This is a genomic window from Herbaspirillum sp. C9C3, from assembly GCF_013359625.1.
Taxonomy (GTDB): Bacteria; Pseudomonadota; Gammaproteobacteria; order Burkholderiales; family Burkholderiaceae_D; genus Herbaspirillum.
Genome location: NZ_JABFMQ010000004.1, coordinates 231,267 through 248,758, shown reverse-complemented (window position 1 = coordinate 248,758; position 17,492 = coordinate 231,267). Strand labels below are relative to the sequence as shown.

Annotated in this window: 14 protein-coding genes and 1 pseudogene; 3 read left to right on the top strand and 12 right to left on the bottom strand. The window is 54.4% G+C overall.

Going from position 1 to position 17,492, the window contains the following annotated elements; translation table 11 throughout:
• Positions 1-171 precede the first annotated feature (171 nt).
• The 3 genes from HNO82_RS06515 to HNO82_RS06505 are packed head-to-tail and all read right to left on the bottom strand — an operon-like array spanning position 172 to position 3,907.
• Positions 172-1,503, bottom strand: a complete 1,332-nt coding sequence (locus tag HNO82_RS06515; protein ID WP_175343136.1) for a HipA domain-containing protein — start codon at positions 1,501-1,503, stop codon at positions 172-174.
• Positions 1,500-2,711 (bottom strand): Fic family protein, encoded by a 1,212-nt coding sequence (locus tag HNO82_RS06510; protein ID WP_175343135.1) that lies wholly within the window; start codon positions 2,709-2,711, stop codon positions 1,500-1,502. Before HNO82_RS06510 ends, HNO82_RS06515 begins: the two co-directional genes overlap by 4 nt.
• A gap of 2 nt (positions 2,712-2,713) precedes the next feature.
• A complete protein-coding gene (locus HNO82_RS06505) occupies positions 2,714-3,907 on the bottom strand; it encodes a Fic family protein (RefSeq protein WP_175343134.1) in 1,194 nt (397 codons plus the stop codon).
• Positions 3,908-5,094: 1,187 nt separating this feature from the next.
• Between HNO82_RS06505 and HNO82_RS22455 the strand changes: the two genes are divergently transcribed.
• Entirely contained in the window at positions 5,095-5,343 is a 249-nt protein-coding gene (locus tag HNO82_RS22455; protein ID WP_217509824.1) for a TraB/GumN family protein, read from the top strand.
• Between the two features lie 3 nt (positions 5,344-5,346).
• On the opposite strand, the gene HNO82_RS06495 is transcribed toward HNO82_RS22455, so the two are convergent.
• The 5 genes from HNO82_RS06495 to HNO82_RS06475 form a co-directional block, all read right to left on the bottom strand.
• Complete coding sequence (locus tag HNO82_RS06495; RefSeq protein WP_175343132.1) at positions 5,347-5,715, bottom strand: DUF2513 domain-containing protein; 369 nt, start codon at positions 5,713-5,715, stop codon at positions 5,347-5,349.
• A gap of 56 nt (positions 5,716-5,771) precedes the next feature.
• Positions 5,772-6,404, bottom strand: a complete 633-nt coding sequence (locus HNO82_RS06490; RefSeq protein WP_175343131.1) for a hypothetical protein — start codon at positions 6,402-6,404, stop codon at positions 5,772-5,774.
• A gap of 209 nt (positions 6,405-6,613) precedes the next feature.
• Positions 6,614-9,181, bottom strand: coding sequence for a DEAD/DEAH box helicase (locus tag HNO82_RS06485; RefSeq protein ID WP_175343130.1), 2,568 nt, complete (start codon positions 9,179-9,181; stop codon positions 6,614-6,616).
• Positions 9,174-10,145, bottom strand: coding sequence for a HamA C-terminal domain-containing protein (locus tag HNO82_RS06480; RefSeq protein ID WP_175343129.1), 972 nt, complete (start codon positions 10,143-10,145; stop codon positions 9,174-9,176). Before HNO82_RS06480 ends, HNO82_RS06485 begins: the two co-directional genes overlap by 8 nt.
• 545 nt (positions 10,146-10,690) lie before the next feature.
• Complete coding sequence (locus HNO82_RS06475) at positions 10,691-11,023, bottom strand: helix-turn-helix domain-containing protein (protein ID WP_175343128.1); 333 nt, start codon at positions 11,021-11,023, stop codon at positions 10,691-10,693.
• A gap of 177 nt (positions 11,024-11,200) precedes the next feature.
• On the opposite strand from HNO82_RS06475, the gene HNO82_RS06470 reads away from it, so the two are divergent.
• Together HNO82_RS06470 and HNO82_RS06465 are read left to right on the top strand one after the other, a co-directional pair.
• Complete coding sequence (locus HNO82_RS06470; protein WP_175343127.1) at positions 11,201-11,683, top strand: protein-tyrosine phosphatase family protein; 483 nt, start codon at positions 11,201-11,203, stop codon at positions 11,681-11,683.
• Between the two features lie 103 nt (positions 11,684-11,786).
• Positions 11,787-12,071, top strand: coding sequence for a helix-turn-helix domain-containing protein (locus HNO82_RS06465; RefSeq protein WP_175343126.1), 285 nt, complete (start codon positions 11,787-11,789; stop codon positions 12,069-12,071).
• A 331-nt stretch (positions 12,072-12,402) separates the two neighbouring features.
• Here the strand turns inward: HNO82_RS06465 and HNO82_RS06460 are convergent.
• The 4 genes and pseudogenes from HNO82_RS06460 to ileS all read right to left on the bottom strand — a co-directional run.
• Positions 12,403-12,651 (bottom strand): annotated as a pseudogene (locus HNO82_RS06460) (dCTP deaminase/dUTPase family protein); the annotation flags it as partial.
• 71 nt (positions 12,652-12,722) lie between these two features.
• Positions 12,723-13,919 (bottom strand): bifunctional phosphopantothenoylcysteine decarboxylase/phosphopantothenate--cysteine ligase CoaBC, encoded by a 1,197-nt coding sequence (gene coaBC, locus HNO82_RS06455; RefSeq protein ID WP_008326879.1) that lies wholly within the window; start codon positions 13,917-13,919, stop codon positions 12,723-12,725.
• A 62-nt stretch (positions 13,920-13,981) separates the two neighbouring features.
• Positions 13,982-14,497 (bottom strand): signal peptidase II, encoded by a 516-nt coding sequence (lspA, locus tag HNO82_RS06450; protein ID WP_008326883.1) that lies wholly within the window; start codon positions 14,495-14,497, stop codon positions 13,982-13,984.
• A 74-nt stretch (positions 14,498-14,571) separates the two neighbouring features.
• Entirely contained in the window at positions 14,572-17,466 is a 2,895-nt protein-coding gene (gene ileS, locus HNO82_RS06445) for an isoleucine--tRNA ligase (protein ID WP_175343124.1), read from the bottom strand.
• Positions 17,467-17,492: the final 26 nt, after the last annotated feature.

The following is a 17,492-nucleotide window of genomic DNA, read 5'->3' as shown; positions in this document are numbered from 1 at the left end:
TGTGTTCTGCTCATAAATCTGTTCCATAGCGAAATGTAGAATTGAGGACGATTATCTGCGTGACACGATAGAAGCTATGCGGCAAGCGCGGCATATCAATTTCGATGTGTATGATGCGGACGAACAAGTTGGTATGCCGGTAAAGCGCGGTTTATCGAGCATGCCTATCCTTTAGCTGCCAGTCCCAATTATCAGGAGTCTATGCGCCTGCGTGGTTGCATAGGCCGCAATACGGCCGACCAACTCCCGTTCTTGAAGAGTATAGTCTGTGTCACCCATGAGCGCTGGCGCCAGGTCCTTGATTGCAGTTGCCATATTGACCAACTCTTGCATCAGCTCCCATGGCGGGATGGCTGCTACTCCGGCGAAGCTACGCAAGTCGACCTCTCCAACATGGGCAGCCAGGAATTGGTCTCCAAAGGCCATTGCCATCTCTTGGAGCACCTTGTCACCATACACTTGGACAGAGACCAGGTCATAGAACGGCGCCGGTATGATGCCAGTTGCGGACTGGCGAAACGAAATGTTCTTCCCGTGCGCGTCTGAGTTGCCAATAATTAGGTTAAACAGGGCCCATCGAACAATGTTAATTTTGGCGGCCGGCGTATCCGCAAAATGCGGCACCAAACCAAAAATCTTCTCAAAACTGACTCCGTACCGCCTCTCCGGGGAGCGGTCGTCATGCCCTCCGAGACATTCGTATTTCCTCCAGCTAGGCATATCCAATGCTTGGCAGGCATCGATGATGTGTGTTCTGCCGACCGTTCCTGGCTGCAGCACATCGACACCTGGGGTATACGTTCGGTCGAAGCGGTCAATGAGCAAGACTGCCTCCGGGACTCGGTGGATTTGGACACGAGGCACGTCAAGGCCAACGGCCGCAGCCAATGACATGCAGAAGTGTTCGTTTGCGACCAAGTAAGGAGTTCGCTCCCCCCGAGGCTCTGGCTTTAGGATATGAGTTGAGGTGAGTGAGCCACCGGCCAAGAAAAGTCTTTCGTCGTGCCAAATGACTTGGAGCTTATCCTGAACGCCGGCCAGCGACTGATACCAAACACCATCCCATTGCGCAAACGGAACGCAGCGGTGCCGGGCCTGAATGCGCTCAGAAATCTCTTCGTCATCGATTTCCCGCAAAAATGGTGCTTGAGACGAAGGCAGAGCAGCAGTCCCTGAGTGAAAGAAGAAACTTGCGGCGCCTGCCGGTTCAGCACCAAAAAGGTGGGCCATCGCGAACAAGTTGTCGGCGTTCAGTCGACTGTATTTCATGACCGCCATGCGCGCATCGCCTTCGGGGAGTAGATTCTCGACGAAGCCGTAGGTGGCCCCCCATGCGAATTTTTCCTCGTTTAGCGCTAAGTGCGGTGACAAGGGGAATGACCCAGTTGATGCCTGCCAATGTGGGTAGTAATAGAAGTCGAAGTTTGAGCGATGTAATTCGCAGCGGATATTTCCGATTGCCTGAGCATAGCTAGTGACTAGAAGATGGCGTATAGCGCTCATGACCTTGCCTTATGACTTAGGTGCCAAATCCCGGTATAGCGTTCGGCCGACCGGCGATACGACCATTCGAAGACATCTACCGCTATAGAGACGTCCCCCAACTCATAGAAGCCCAGCATCGCCATGGTGTAGTCGTGGATGTTAATTTCGATGAACGAAATGGGAATGCAACATGCCTTTACCAGCGGGATGTTTGCCACCACCCGACTAGCCTGTGTATTTCCCTCAATAAACGCCTGAAGGTAAGCAATATGTAGCCATAGAAAAAACGCGGCTTCTATGGGATTCTTAATTTCTGCAGCCAATGCGCACACTAGCTCGAGCATTTCATCGATGTCTGGTGCTCTGCACAACGGCATAAATCGGGATTTCGCGACCTGTATATCAATTGTTCGCGTGCGGCCAAGATGGCGGGTAGCTAGCAAATCCTTCATGATTTGAACATGCGAATTGCGAACAAAATCGATGGATAGCGGCCACTCTCTGCCGTATTGCATGACCATCTTGATAGCATCCGCGTTCGAAACTAACAACGCTTCATCCCTCCATCTTGGAGCGTCGTCATCAATTATCTTCTTGGCCTCCTCGAGCGACATTTTTTCTCGTTCCAACCTGCACGACGCCCAGGAGAATTCGAGTACAAATTTCTCCATTTGCCGTGTCGGCATGAAGAATTCCTGTGCAGCGCGTTCCTCGCCAAGTACCGCCAATTCATCTGCCAGCCCCTGAGGGAGGAGTGAGTCGACATTCGGACGATACTGTGCCAGAAGCTCTAGGCGGTATTTACTGGCTGGACGCTTCTCCCAGGGTTGCGCCAACGCGGTAAATAGCATCTCCGCAGCCGGTCTCCAATTAAGTGACTCTTCTTTCTTCATTGCGGAGATTTCGATGTGGGTGTTCGATGCTTCTTCCTGAGCGCGAAGACCATCAACTGCAATGTCCACTCTGGTCTTTACCGTAGGTTTTGTCGAATCGAAGAGAATTTCCAGAGTCTGCGATGACATTTTCGGGATGATGCACATTTCTAGGCCTGCGCCATTCAGAAGTGCTACCAAGGTACGGGCGTCGTAATCAGCATGTCCGGCTAAAATGCTGCGCACAACTGATTGCTCCAATCCCGACTGAACAGCGATGCTCTCTTCGTTGACACCATTTTTGTGGATGAAGGTACGAACGAATGCTGCAATGTCATCTGTCGTTTTCACCATGCTCAGCGCCGCAAATATTCTTGGGACCAAGCACCCTCAACGCAAAATCCCGCATATCGACGGGCAGATTGCATGTAGGTCCAGACGAACAGGTCTGCTGCGATTGATATGTCTCCAAACTCATAGAAGCCCAACATAGCCTTTTGGTAGTCAATTCTGTCCACGTTGACGAAAGTGATGGGAACAAGACATGCCTTGAGCAACGGAATGTTCATAGCCGTGCGGCTCACGCGGTGGTTTGCGGTATCAAATGGATGCAGGTATGCGAGGTGGAGCCAAAGGAAAAAGGCGGCCTCAATAGGATTGATGATTGCACCCGCCTTTCGAATGAGAACGTCCATCATCTCATCTAGCAGGCTCTCCTCGCTCGGAGGAACATACCGGCTGCCTCTGACGTTTTTGGGCTGCTGGCGATATCTTCCCATTTCTTCCGGAGCGAGAATTCCGGAGACATGTTGCTCCCGTATTTCTCGAATTGTTTCGCAAGTCAGCTCCAGGCCCCCGACTCCCCAGATTAGATGCAGATATGCCGCCCAGTGGCCCAGTACATCAGTAGTTTCGGAGTCATACCGGCGCTCATCGGATGACAGTACGTTTCGTGCACCATAGCGCGAGAAGCCACTGCCTCTCAAACGAACTCCGCCCCAGATGAAGTCCATCATTGATAAGGCGCTGACCTCTTTGGTCGTATCAGGATGCCCCACCGCTAGGGTAGATGCCTGCAAGAGTTCGTGTGCCAGCTCGCGTGGCAACATGAAATCGACGTTCGGCTGGTAGTCGTCGAGACGTCGACGGTCGTAGCTAACGGCTACTCGCTCGCCAATGGGGTATCTAAGGCGGTCGAACAGCATCTCGGATGGCGGCGACCAAACGATGTCTCCATCGTGGCCCCTCGCTCCGCTAAGCTGGCGAACGGAATTTTGGCGAATAATGCGAAGGATAGAACGCAGACCCAGCTCAATGGCCGACGTTGTAGATTTCAGGTTGCATTCGCGCTTGACCGTTTCGAGAAGGCTCAAGTCGATAGGGCCGTCATCACTACCTGCGTTGTCGATATGCTGAGCAATCGTCTCTTTGCGATTGAGTCTCAGGAGTGTCCGCAGGGCTAGGTCTATCGCTTGCTTTTTTGATTTGATGTTGCATTCGAGCTGGACCTCTTTCATGAGGTCCACATCGATTTCTATGTTAGTACGCATGCTCATCCTTTGCGCTCTGGAGTAGCTGCAAGCCGATGATTTGTTGCGACTGCACCTTCAATTTGTCGGCATGTTCTGGCTGAAATTCAAGGTCAATGAATAAATTGCCGTGAGGGGACGCTATATGTTCGGATTGGGCATAGGTATTTGTCATCTGACTAGAATGAACTTCTTTTTTTATGAAAAAAAGATGAGCGTGGAAATAACAAATTTTGGGGCTTTGCCTAAGCGGCAATTTCATTCCGATAGTGGAAGTTAGTCGGCCCTGCCGGAACAGTTTTTCCGATGTTGCTAAAGCGGGGTGTGGTGGCATTTCCACGCATAGAAAATGAGACTGCAAGGACTGCTAAATTTCTGTATCTTCCTTGCCGTTCAGATTAGCCGCGACAATGCGAGGTCTCGGACGAAGTACGTCTTCACTCTAGGAATTAACATACGGGCGCTCTATGGAAATATGGACGGCGTATTCGAGGGGCTTGGTCTGACGGGCAGAGTAGCGTTATGACCGACACGGAGACCGCTGCCGGACGGGTAAAGCGTAGTACCGAATATGGTGCTGTTTTCGATGCCGCTAGGAATGGGCTGTTGACGAAGACTATCGCCACGCCAATAATGTTGACCTAGTTGTCCAGACGATTGCAGCCTCAGCGCCAGTTTGATAACCTGTACCATAGGACCTCTTGAGCCGACTCGCGAGGTCGCCCGCCAGGTTCTGCTTGGTCTAGCAATCGCTAGGTAAGAGGAATCGGACCCGATGGACCAGAGGCCCCGCTTGTCGGGGCTTCTGCATATTGATGCGGTATTTACTCCGTGGCTCGGTTCGTGCCCCGAGATTGAGCGGCGATACATACCACATGCTCCCTTTATATTAAGAGAACAAAAATCCTGCCTGCCGCTTCGGTGAGAGCCAACAGCCAGTAAGGAGGTCTAGTCGAAAGACTAGCAAGGCTTAGCAAAGCGGGTGTCCGTTTTAAAAGCTAAGCGCCGCCTCAACCTTAGCAATGAGGTTCCACCTGGAGTGGACTAACCAAGAGAAGTCCCGCGACCTATTCATCCCAAGGGCTCTATTTTTTGATTTTGTGTCTTGGGCCTGGGCGCAGCCTATGATGTTTTACTGCGATATCTATTAAAATATTTGGATTGTAAACCCCTGAAAGCGACAAGTCATTCAAAGGGCTGTACGCTGATTGGGCCAAGCGAGACCTTGCTACGATATTTCGCGCGTTCAGAAGAAGGTCATTGTAACTATCCCTTCTCTCCGTCATCCAGTGCTGACAGGCCGCAATACGTCTTGGGCGAGTCGCGTCAATGAGTTGTGCAAATCCCCGCGGAAGACGCTAATTGTTGTTGGCGGCTTGCACTTTTGCGAAGAAGGCAACCTGCTCCAGCAAATGGGCCGACCGACCTCGCTGATTGAGAAAAAAGGGCGGACATAAAAATCAGCCGCCCAACACCTGCTTTAGAGCTACACCCGTTAACTGCTTGACGACTTCGAACGTGAGGTCGATACCTTTCTTCTTGGCCATATCCTTGACTGTAGTCCACACCGTGTTGGAGCGCATGGTGTCGAGCGGGTCGTGGCCGGCCACGGTCAGCCTCGGCGTCATAACTTCCCAATGGTATTCCCCTGTTGAGTCGCGGATTATTTTGATGCCTTCGACATAGCCGGCCTCGGTCAACAGTTCTACGTGACCGCAAATCCGAGCGCAAGGGGCAGGAGACAGATACGGATGGTCGAGGCTTCCTTGCCTGGTGCAAGTGTAGGTGGGTCTCCGCTTCTCAACGATGCAGAGTGACCAAGTTTCCAATTTTTGATATTCTGCCCGCGTATGCGGGCAATTTTTAAGTGGACAAGCGTCCGCATTTATCTCGGTTTAGCCACAGTTTTTGGCGAAATTTCCTTTTCAACGTAAGAGCCAAACTTTTCAAGCTCGCTATCTGGTAACGCTTTGAAAACTGCTAGTGCTTTTGCGTGAGCGTCCTCCTTCTTCTGAATAACGATTTGCAGTACGGCATCAATCAGCTTTTCCAAAGCCATAGCGTTATCGGCATTAAACTCAGCTATCGCATTGCCGTGAGAAAGATGAATGGAGTCCCGAAGCCATTCGCCATGCTTGCGTTCTATGTGCACATGTGAAAATGGCTGTTCGTAAGCGCTCACTGAGTGTGCTACATGCTTGGAGCGGACTTTGTCAAAGTGGTCGTGGAATTTCTTGAGGTCGTCAGATATCGTAGCGATGTCTTTATCTGATAAGCCAAATCGTACGCCGGTGTTGAAGCAACGTGTGTAGCGGATGATGGCAGCAATGACAAGGCCATCGATGTCGACCAGCACCTTGTCATCGCTAACCGGCTGACCTTTATAAGCCGCAACATACATAGCTTGTGCGCTAGAGCAGTATTTTTTTGCTCGATTCAGTTCCCACTCGATGTTCGCCAAGTCCTCAAAAAGTTTGAATTCGGGGAGTGGAATGTGGAGCTTCTTGTATTCAATCATGGTTTTTCATTTATCTAAAGAAGGGACTCAGTGTTGCAACCGATTTCACGAGGAAAAGCTAATGCGCAGAGTCCACTGTCGCAAGGTGAAAATTAGGACTTAAAATCGCTGCAATTACGTTTTGCAACCCCCTTTCGTATGGCCGGAATCTTAATATTGGTAAAACTGTCTTGCCTCCGAACGTGGTTTACGCTGCGTCCACATCATGTCTACGACACTAAGCCAAGTCGCTTTATTTCGCTGATGATGATTGGAGAGAGCTGCGAATCCTTTATCTTGAGGTTTTTTAGTCTCTTCTTAATGGCCACAGAATCTAGGTCGTTCCGGTCGAACATATCTCTAAGTTCCTTCGCGGCGATGCGAGACAATCCTAGTTCCATGCATCCAATCATGGTCCCACTACAGGCACCCAATTCGAGGAACAGTGGAATGGCCGGCACATCAAGCTCGCGGTCCGGTGAGATGACGTCAACCGCATGCTTCAGCAGGTCAATGTAGCAGCCGATGTAGCGGACGTAATGGAATCGCAGTTTATTCTCTACGTCATCTAGGACTTTGATAATTACTGTCCGTGGCTCAGGCTCTGCTTTACCATCTTCTTCGGCCTTGTCGCGCGCATAACGGAGCTGATACTCAATCATGTCTCGTAGCGAATTGCCTCGCATCCAGCTCAGGGCGAACCAGCCGAAATAGTTTTCACGGTCAGTTTCAACACCTTCCAGATGCGTGTGAATCAAGGTCATTACGAACTTGAGTCGCTCCTTAACGTTGTTGGTTTGCAGCGGATGCGGAGGAACATATTGCTTTGTTTTTCCACTTTTGACCGCAGCAACAAGAACGTCAAACATGGCTTGTTGTCGCAATGGGGATACCGATGCATTGCGCTTCAGGATTTCTGGCGGCAGCTTGACCTTGTTAAGGTGCTCGTAGATGGCATCCCGGATTGCGTCTGCGCTTTCCAGCACTCGCCCCATTGTTGCGCGTTCTATGGTCTGTTCCATGAGGCCGTCCTTGGCATCAATGAACAGGCGGGTGAACACGCTTTCCGCAAAGTTGGTCTCTTTCACTCCAGAAACATGGTTCTCGTCTTGGATGAATTCCATCACCTCCGAATGAGCCGAGGTAAAGGCCTTGCTCAATGATGGCGTGACTTCCTTTTGTCGTTCCTCTTCGACCGGTTGCCTATCCCATTTTCTGTATTCGATGAGGAATACGTTGCCGTGAGTATCTTTGGAAAGCCTACCGGCACGTCCAGCTAGGTTCCAGAAGTCTTCTGGTCCCATTGGCTTGCCTTTGCCTTTCTTGGGATTGCGGATGAAGATATTTCGCGCAGGGAGATTCACACCCTGGAGCAAAGTCGAGGTGCACACAAGGTATTTGAGTGCGCCACTTGAGAAATACTCTTCGATGGCCTTGGTCAATGTGGTCGGCATACTGCCGTAGTGATACGCCACACCAGATTTAATACATTCGGCGAGCGAATACTGCGGATGCACGTGACGCTTAACAAAGTCAGACAGCTCAAGTAAGGAGGGCGATGGCTTGGGGACGCCACCTGTCGCTTTTAGCGAAGCAACAATCGAGGCCGCCATGTCTTCTGCTGCGGCCTTTCCTGACGCATAAACAAGGTTTTGCCCTTCGTCGCCAAGCTTCATGACCGCCGTCAGAAAGCGTGCGCCGGCGTTTGTGACCGGCTCGCCGTCCAGATGGACCTTTTCTAAAGAAAGCGCGTCTTGCTCTTCGCGATGCAGTGTCAGCTGTAAGTGCTGCTTCTTGTTGGCGCTCTTGAAGTTCACATAGATGAGGTTTTGGCGAACCGGTCGAAGGGTTGTTTCAACAGAGGGTAGCTCGCCCAAGCCCATGAGGGCACCGATGGAAGAACCACTTCGAGAACCAGGGGTGATAAATAGAATCTGAGCATGCGGTGCACGAAGATGCACGTCTTCCAAGCATGACAACAGAAGCATGCCGCGGGAGCCGTCGGCAATCTGTTGGGCTTCGTCCACAATCAGGCAATCCAGCGCAAGTTCGCTCTCGTCCATAGCGGTGCGGAGCCGTTCTTGTGTGAACACGAAGATGCGTGATTGATTCGCAGCTAGACGCTCGTCCGAGCGTGGAACGCTACTGATAATTGGGGCATTGTCGAAATCTTGGAATGCTTTCGTCAATGACGCTTGAACTTCATGAATTAGCGAGCGAGTCGGAACAACATAGGCAATGTCGAGCAGGCGGTCAGAGTTGCCAAGCATTGCCTTCAGATAAAGCTGAATCAGGAACGACTTTCCAGCAGATGTTGGTGCAGCGATGCTTAGGAACTGCTCTTTCTCGAGCTCATCCCAAACATTCGCTTGAAAATCAGTCAGAAGGACTTTCTTGCCGAGTACGGTAACGAAATTCTCATCGCGGCGAACCTGCTCACTGAGCTGCAGCTGCCATGGCAAGGCGCTATGTGAATGGCCATCGCCCTTCAGAAAGTCGCTAGCAGGGAAGTTGCCAAGTAGGGCCAGGATGTGTTGGCAAACGGCTCTTTGATTGCTTTCCAGGGGAAGTGTCGCCAGAGCATAGACGATGTCTTGGGCAAGCATCGAATATTCGCTCTTGCCGGACTGAGCGAGAATTAAGGCCGAGCGCAAAAGCTTGTTCTGTTCTCCAGTCTGAATCCCAGGTTCGCGTCCAGAGAGGGAGGCCAAACTTTCTTTCTGCAACGATTCATATGCAGTCTGGAATTGCTCATGTTTTGCTACTCGATGGGCGAGCTGAAGGCTAAAGTTATCCATGGAGCTCCCTATTGAATGCATCACGGAATTCCTGAACGCCAGGCAGAGGCAGGAAGAAGAGGTCGACGGATGCTAGCGATACACCGTGTTCTTGGAGATGTGTCTGGGCGGTGCGTAACTTCTGACTAAGGCTCTTTCTATAGAGCTCAATGAATTCTTCTTCGGCATCATCTGGGCTTGATGTCACCAGCCTCTCATAGACGTTGTAATCGTAGCCAATAAGGATTGCAAACCTGTCGCTTCGACGGTTACCTTCTTCCGTGTCATAGGGATGAAGGTAGCGGAGCAGATATTCTTCTAGCGCAGGAGGAAAACCATCTAAATCGATATGTCCGGTGGTTAGTTGGAGCTCATTGTCCATGCGGGCGTCTGTATTGTTGGCCAGCCAGCCAATAGATTCAGCTGCATCCGCCATGGCGCCGGCGAAAGTTTTATGAAGCTTCGACTCGCCAAAGAACATGGTCAGCCGCTTGCCTTTTTCATCCCACATCGCATGAACACCATCTGCCCCGTAGACCGGCATAGAGGGAGAGGTTTTCAGCCGCATCTTTGAAAGCACAAGAGGCGCTTTCAAATAGTGTTCGATAAAGACGTAAAGCAAAAGCTCGCCGCCTTCGCCTGAGCGTTTGCTGGATTCTTTTGTCTTGATGAATAGGTCTTTGGCCCAGTCGGCCAGGTCTTCTACGGCTCTGGAGTCATAGGCGCTTTCTGCATCTTCTTGCTTCGCCTTGCGTCGCTGTTGTTTCGTTGCGCAGAAACCGGTGATTTCCCGCATCAGCATTTTCACGAGTTCGGGAACGGACGGCTTTCCCTTCTTGAACGCGGGGTAGAGGAAATGCGCAGAAACCGACGGCAATCCCTCTTCATGAACGCTGCATTTTTTTATTCGTGCATCAACATTTCGTGGCCCCAATAACTTGCCGAAATGTTCCCCCGGACGAAATTCATCAACTTGCACTGCCATTAGTGAAGGTCCCCTTGCAGAATTTGCATCTAGCGTCCCCACGTAGATGCACTAATTGTCGAGCTTCTAACTTAACTCAACTTTACTGCCAGATGGTAATCTGAAGAATGTTTCTTGGGCAAGAAATTGCAAATCTGCTTGATTTATTGGTGTTTCTTTGTCTATTAATCGATAAGCGGACTTGTTGAACAAGAAGGCAACTTTTAGCGTTGAGGCAGCCCCTGACTCTCCTTTTCAATAGCATATGAAATTTCAAGTCGGACCAGTTTTTCAGGTCAGCTTGCAGTCGTTTGAAATCGACTTCGGATAGCGCACCCGAAGTAGTTGGCGACGACGCTCATGAAATCGAAGAACCGACGGTGAATAGTAAGACTACCGAAGCCACTGCGTACACAGATATCGGAAAGAGTGTTTCCCCCCCCCCAAAAAAAAAAATCAATACTTCGCCAGCATTCAAAGAAAGTTTCGAATGAGCGGAAACGTAAACGCCAAAAGCCGACCATCAAATAATTCGCTGCCTTAATCCGGCGTGCGCCAAAGACCCATCAATTTTCACTAGATTCGGTCTTTGGTTTATACACTCTCTGCCGCTGCTTAATCTTTCGCACCACAAACACTTTCGTCGCGACATCAGGCACCACGGCCAGCACCCAGGGATAGCGTCCCATGGCACGGACAACCCGGAGATAGCTCCGTAGCGAACTCCCATTCCCCATCTCCAGATTCCTCAGCGTTCTCTCGCTCACGCCAGCACGCATCGCAAGTGACTTCTGGTCTAATGCCAGTTTGTTGATGCGATACCGCTTAATCTGTTCGCCAATTTCAAATTCCATTTCTTCTGGCGTGTCATGGTGCAAGTCAAATTCTGTTGTGGGCATCCCACTTCTCCGGATGAATCTTCAAAATCTTTAAAAGGCAAAATGTTGCCTCTAATTGGGTATTCAATTCTGTTGCGGCAGTAAGTTGCCGGTTCGGCTTGCCAGGGGCGGTTGGCGGGGCCAGTGCTTGTTCTCAATGCTGTTGCCGATGATGGGTGGCTCTGAAACAATCGCGCCATGAGCCAGAGAATCAAAGATATCTTCGCAGCGATTCATCGCCCGCCATTAACAGGTAAACGAGTTCTGGCGCTTTCAGAGGGGGATGCAGAACGAATTCCTCTCCTGCCCGGCGTCGCCATGATTTCAATCGTCAACGCCCGCTCCGCTCCAGCAATCCTTTCGCCACATGAATTTCTCTTGAGGCTCAGTTTTAGTGATGTCGACTTCTTGGCGCGTGAGCTCACCGACAGAGCTCAAAAGAAGCTGGGAGACGCGATGACGAAAGAACAGGCTTTGGAAGTACATCAGTTCGTTCGCGTGCTTCCATATTCGATACACACCGTGATAGTTCACTGTGGGGCCGGCATATCTCGCTCCTGCGGTGTCGCTTCAGCTCTCAATGCCATCTATGGATTTGAGGTAGAAGAGCAGAGACTGAAAAGAGCCAATCAGAGCGTGAAGAAACTGCTCATCGACGTCGCGAAAACTATGGGCCGCTGAAATGATTGGCGACTACTATACCGTGATTCCCTAAATTGGCATATGCCAAAATGGAGAATTGCAGGTTTTAATTCAAACTACCGGCGCAGAATCTGGAGCGCCGATGGAAAAGGACAAATACAGGTATATCGAGAAAGTCTTCTTGCAGTTATTGCGAGAGGAAAGGGAGGCGGCTGGCGTAAAGCAAAGTGACCTCGCTACAGCTCTAGGACACTACCAAGGATATGTGAGCAAGGTTGAAACGGGCGAACGAAGAATTACGGCCGTTGAACTAATCGTTTGGTGCTCGGAATTGGGTATCAACGTTGATGACTTCATGAATAAGGTGCGCAGTGCATTAGAAGCCGCTGATGAGGGGAAAAAGCAGTTGGCTCTCAAAAGCCAGTAACAAAGCAGGCTGAGCCGAATAAGTGCATGTTGGAAATCATCAAGTAGAAGATTTCAAACAGAAATCTGAGGTGGCCCGCGGAGAAATCTGGCGGGCTTTTTTCATTTTTAGACAGAACGTTTTACTGCTGCCGCCTTGAGGCGCAACAAAAAAGAAGCTCCAGACCTAAGAAGGACTGACAAAGTACAGATGGGGGAAAGTGCGGAAGACGAAGGAGGGAGACAGATGAGACACTGCCTGGTGGTGCGGAATTAAGGATTAATAATTCTTATTACAGGCCTTAATAGGCTTAATTGAAACAGTTGAGACTGTTGTTTTGATTGCGGATAACGACCAGGTTGCCCAGCACGATGCCATGCTTGTGGCCCATGCCGCTGCGCGGCAGGATCACGGCGGCATAGTTCGGATCGGCCAGGTGGATCGCCAGGCCGGTGGGGATCAGATGGGTGGAACCCGGCGCCAGCGTCAGCGGCGCATCGATGCAGGCCCGCAGGTCCAGGCCGGCGCTGCCGGGGGTGGCGTAAGCGGGTAACTGGTCTTTCATGCGGGGGTCGAGGATCTTGATGTCGATGGTCTTCATGAGGCGTAATCGGATTCCAAAAAACAAAAGCGTACAAAAGACACGGCCCGCAAGACGCGGGCCGTGCACCGTCAGGCCGCCATGCGGCGCGCAATCTCGCGCACCAGCTGGCGGGCCAGGGTCTGCTTGTCCGCACGCGGCAGGGCGCTGTGGCCCTGGGCGTCGAACAGCATGAGAGCATTGTCATCCCGACCAAAGGTCTGGTGACCGATGTTGCCGACCAAGAGCGGAATGTTCTTGCGAATCCGCTTGGCTGCGCCATATTGCTCCAGATTCTCCGACTCGGCGGCAAAACCGACGCAATACGGGCGCTGGGGCAGGGCGGCCACACTGGCCAGGATGTCAGGATTCTGGACGAACTCCAGCTGCGGCGTGTCGTTTTCGTCCTGTTTCTTCAGTTTCTGGTCGCTGGCATTGGCCACGCGCCAGTCAGCGACGGCCGCAACCGCCACGAACAAGTCTTTTTCCTTCACATTGCCCAAAACCGCCTCATACATCTGCCGCGCCGTCTGCACGTCCACCCGGTGCACGCCAAAAGGCGTCTGCAGCGCCGTCGGGCCCGACACCAGGGTGACATCGGCCCCGGCTTCGCGGGCGGCGCGGGCGATGGCATAACCCATCTTGCCGGAGGACAGATTGGTGATGCCGCGCACGGGGTCGATCGGCTCGAACGTCGGCCCGGCCGTCAGCAGCACGCGGCGACCGGCCAGCACCTTGGGCTGGAAGGCGGCGACGATCTCTTCCAGCAGTTGCGCCGGCTCCAGCATGCGGCCTTCGCCGACCTCACCACAGGCTTGCGCACCGGCGTCCGGCCCCAGCAGGAGGATGCCGTCCTCGCGGATCTGACGCACATTGCGCTGGGTGGCCGGGTTCTGCCACATTTCCACATTCATGGCCGGGGCCACCATCAGCGGCACCCGGGCCGGACGGGCCACGCACAGGGTGGAGAGCAGGTCGTCGCAATGCCCGTGGGCCAGCTTGGCGATGAAATCGGTGGAGCAGGGCACGATCACCACCGCATCGGCGTCGCGCGTGAGATTGATGTGCGGCATGTTGTTGTCCATGCGCGCATCCCACTGGTCGGTGTAGACCGGGTTGCCGGTCAGGGCCTGCATGGTGACGGCGGTCATGAAGTGCGTGGCCGCCTCGGTCATGACCACGTGCACGGCGGCGCCGGCGCGACCCAGTTCGCGCGCCAGCATGGCGGCCTTGTAGCAGGCCACGCCGCCGGTGAGGCCCAGTACGATTTTCTTGCCAGCCAGATCCATTGTTTGCTCCCGGAATGCGGCGTACCGCAGGCGTGTTCAGACGTGCGAACGGGCGGACTTGCCTACTTCTTGGAGACGCGGCGCAGTTCGTCCACGACGAACAATACCGCACCCACGCAGATCGCACTATCGGCGATGTTGAAGGCCGGCCAGTGCCAGTTGCCGACGTAGACGTCGAGGAAGTCGATCACGTGTCCATAGACCACGCGGTCAAGCACGTTGCCGATGGCACCGCCCAGGATCAGCGCCAGCGCCCAGCAGAACATGCGCTGACCGGGATGCTTGCGCAGCAGGTGGATGATGAACACCGCCGCGCCAATGCCGATGGCGGTGAACAGATAACGCTGCCAGCCACCGCTGGCGGCCAGGAAGCTGAAGGCCGCGCCCTTGTTGTAGACCAGGACCAGATTGAAGAAACCGGTCACCGGCAGTGATTCGCCATAGTGGAACAGTTTCAGGATGGTGATCTTGGTGAGCTGATCCAGCAGCAGCACGATGGTGGCGATGCCCAGCCAGGGCAGCAGCCCTTGGAGGGTGGACGAAGAACCGGAAGAGGAGGAGCGCTTTTTGGTTGCCATGGATGTTCTTGTTGGAGTGGGCGGCCCGCCGCCGCAGAAGGCAGCGGGCCGCTAGCAAGGCCGTCCTGCCCGGATCAGGCGAAGCGGCGCTGTTCGCCCTGGCCGAACAGGTTGCTGTAGCAGCGACCGCACAGGCCCGGATGATCGGCATGAGACCCGACATCGGCGCGATAGTGCCAGCAACGCTCACATTTCTGATGCGTCGAGGGCGTGACCACTACGGCTTCCTCTTCCACCGTCGCTACCGGGGTGACGCGGGCAGCCGAGGTGATGAGCACGAACTTGAGATCATCGCCCAGGCTTTCCAGCAGGGCCGCCTTCTCGCCGGCGACCTTCAGTTCCACCTCGGCTTGCAGGGAAGAACCGATGCTGCCGGCGATACGCACTTCTTCCAGCTGCTTGGTGACGGCTGCGCGCACTTCATGCAGCACCGCGAACTTGGACAGCAGGGCCGCACTATCTGCCACTTCCGGCAGGGCGTAGTAGACCTGCGAGAAGATGGTTTCGCCGCTGGCCTCGAAGGCCTCCTTGCCGGCGAAGAAGCGCCAGGCTTCTTCGGCCGTGAAGGACAGGATCGGTGCCATCAGGCGCAGGAGCGACTGCGTGATGTGCCACACGGCGGTCTGGGCCGAGCGGCGTGCAGCCGACTCCACGCCGCTGGTGTAGAGGCGGTCCTTGAGGATGTCCAGGTAGAAGCCGCCCAGGTCTTCCGAGCAGTACATCTGCAGCTTGGCCACTACCGGGTGGAATTCGTAGGTCTCGAAGTGCGCCAGCACTTCCGCTTGCAGGCGTGCCATGTTGGCGATGGCATAGCGGTCGATTTCCAGCATCTCCGCCACCGGCACGGCGTGCTGCGCCGGATCGAAGTCGGCAGTGTTGGCCAGCAGGAAGCGCAGGGTGTTGCGGATGCGACGGTAGGCTTCCACCACGCGTTTCAAGATTTCGTCCGAGATCGACAGCTCGCCCGAGTAATCGGTCGAGGCTACCCACAGGCGCAGGATTTCCGCGCCCAGCGAGTCCGAGACCTTCTGCGGGGCCACCACGTTGCCCTTGGACTTGGACATCTTCTTGCCTTCGCCATCGACCACGAAGCCGTGCGTGAGCAGGGCCTTGTAAGGCGCGCGGCCATTCAACATCGACGAGGTCAGCAGCGACGAGTGGAACCAGCCGCGATGCTGGTCCGAGCCTTCCAGGTAGAGGTCGGCCGGGAACTGCGACTGCTGTGCGTGCGAGCCGCGCAGCACGGTCTGGTGGGTGGTGCCGGAATCGAACCAGACGTCCAGCGTGTCGCGGTTCTTGAGGTAGTGCTCGGCGTCTTCACCCAGCAATTCCTTGGGGTCCAGTGCCTGCCAGGCTTCGATGCCGCTCTTCTCGATGCGCTGGGCGACCTGTTCGATCAGCTCCGGTGTACGCGGATGCAGTTCACCCGTTTCCTTGTGCACGAAGAAGGCCATCGGCACGCCCCACTGGCGCTGACGCGACAGCGTCCAGTCCGGACGGTTGGCGATCATGCCATGCAGGCGCGCCTTGCCCCAGCCGGGGAAGAAAGCGGTGTCCTCGATGCCTTGCAGCGCGGTCTGGCGCAGGCTGGGGCCGCCATCCTTGGGCGTGTTGTCCATGCTGGCGAACCATTGCGAGGTGGCGCGATAGATGATGGGAGTCTTGTGGCGCCAGCAGTGCATGTAGCTGTGATCGAACATGACCAGCTTGAACAGCGAACCAACTTCATCGAGCTTGCCGCAGATGGGCTTGGAGGCTTCCCAGATGGTCAGGCCGGCAAACAGCGGCAGCCAGGAGGCATAGCGGCCATCGCCCATGACCGGGTTGAGGATGTCGTCATCCTTCATCCCGTGCGCCTTGCAGGAGACGAAGTCCTCGATACCGTAGGCCGGCGAGGAGTGCACGATGCCGGTGCCGCTGTCAGCCGTCACGTAGTCGCCCAGGAAGACCGGCGAGAGACGATCGTAGCCGGCATCGGCCTTGGCCAGCGGATGGTGGAAGCGGATCAGCGAGAGTTTCTCGCCGGTGGTGGTGGCGATGATCTGGCCTTCCAGGCCGAAACGCTGCAGGCAGGATTCGACCAGGTCCTTGGCCAGGATCAGCAGGGTGGCTTCACCGTTGCGGGTGGTCTGCACCAGCGCGTATTCGAATTCCGGATGCACGTTCAGCGCCTGGTTGGCCGGGATGGTCCAGGGCGTGGTGGTCCAGATGACGATGTAGCCGTTGCGGGTCGGCAGCTCGGTCAGGCCGAAGGCGGTAGCCACCTTGTCGTGTTCGGCAAACGGGAAGCCGACGTCGATGGCCGGATCGCGCTTGTCCTGGTATTCCACCTCGGCCTCGGCCAGGGCGGAACCGCAGTCGAAGCACCAGTTCACGGGCTTCAAGCCGCGATAGACGTAACCCTTCTCCAGGATCTTGCCGAGGGCGCGCAGCTCGTCGGCTTCGTTGGAGAAGTTCATGGTCTTGTAGGGGTTGTCCCATTCACCCAGCACACCCAGGCGGATGAAGTCGGCCTTCTGGCGCTCGATCTGCTCGCCGGCGTAGGCGCGCGCCTTGGCCTGCACCTCGGCCACCGGCAGGTTCTTGCCGAACTGCTTTTCGATCTGGATCTCGATGGGCATGCCGTGGCAATCCCAGCCCGGCACGTATTGCGCGTCGAAGCCGGCCATGTTGCGGGCCTTGACGATCATGTCCTTCAAGATCTTGTTGACGGCGTGGCCGATGTGGATGTCGCCGTTGGCATACGGGGGGCCGTCGTGCAGGATGAACTTCGGGCGGCCGGCCGAGGCCTTGCGGATGCGCTCGTAGACCTTCTTCTCCTGCCATTCCTTGACCCATTGAGGCTCGCGCTTGGCGAGGTCGCCGCGCATGGGAAAGCCGGTTTCGGTCATGTTGACCGGATACTTGGAGGGGGCCTTGCCGGCTTTTTCCGGTTTGCCGGGTTTGGCGGAGGATTCGTTATTGGACATGACAGGACTTTCGTTGAATGCAGGTT

Excerpts from the sequence above, each read along its gene's own strand:
- HNO82_RS06515 (WP_175343136.1), bottom strand. The coding sequence starts at position 1,503 with ATGAGCGCTATACGCCATCTTCTAGTCACTAGCTATGCTCAGGCAATC.
- HNO82_RS06510 (WP_175343135.1), bottom strand. The coding sequence starts at position 2,711 with ATGGTGAAAACGACAGATGACATTGCAGCATTCGTTCGTACCTTCATC.
- HNO82_RS06505 (WP_175343134.1), bottom strand. The coding sequence starts at position 3,907 with ATGCGTACTAACATAGAAATCGATGTGGACCTCATGAAAGAGGTCCAG.
- HNO82_RS06490 (WP_175343131.1), bottom strand. The coding sequence starts at position 6,404 with ATGATTGAATACAAGAAGCTCCACATTCCACTCCCCGAATTCAAACTT.
- HNO82_RS06485 (WP_175343130.1), bottom strand. The coding sequence starts at position 9,181 with ATGGATAACTTTAGCCTTCAGCTCGCCCATCGAGTAGCAAAACATGAG.
- HNO82_RS06480 (WP_175343129.1), bottom strand. The coding sequence starts at position 10,145 with ATGGCAGTGCAAGTTGATGAATTTCGTCCGGGGGAACATTTCGGCAAG.
- HNO82_RS06475 (WP_175343128.1), bottom strand. The coding sequence starts at position 11,023 with ATGCCCACAACAGAATTTGACTTGCACCATGACACGCCAGAAGAAATG.
- HNO82_RS06470 (WP_175343127.1), top strand. The coding sequence starts at position 11,201 with ATGAGCCAGAGAATCAAAGATATCTTCGCAGCGATTCATCGCCCGCCA.
- HNO82_RS06465 (WP_175343126.1), top strand. The coding sequence starts at position 11,787 with ATGGAAAAGGACAAATACAGGTATATCGAGAAAGTCTTCTTGCAGTTA.
- coaBC (WP_008326879.1), bottom strand. The coding sequence starts at position 13,919 with ATGGATCTGGCTGGCAAGAAAATCGTACTGGGCCTCACCGGCGGCGTG.
- lspA (WP_008326883.1), bottom strand. The coding sequence starts at position 14,497 with ATGGCAACCAAAAAGCGCTCCTCCTCTTCCGGTTCTTCGTCCACCCTC.
- ileS (WP_175343124.1), bottom strand. The coding sequence starts at position 17,466 with ATGTCCAATAACGAATCCTCCGCCAAACCCGGCAAACCGGAAAAAGCC.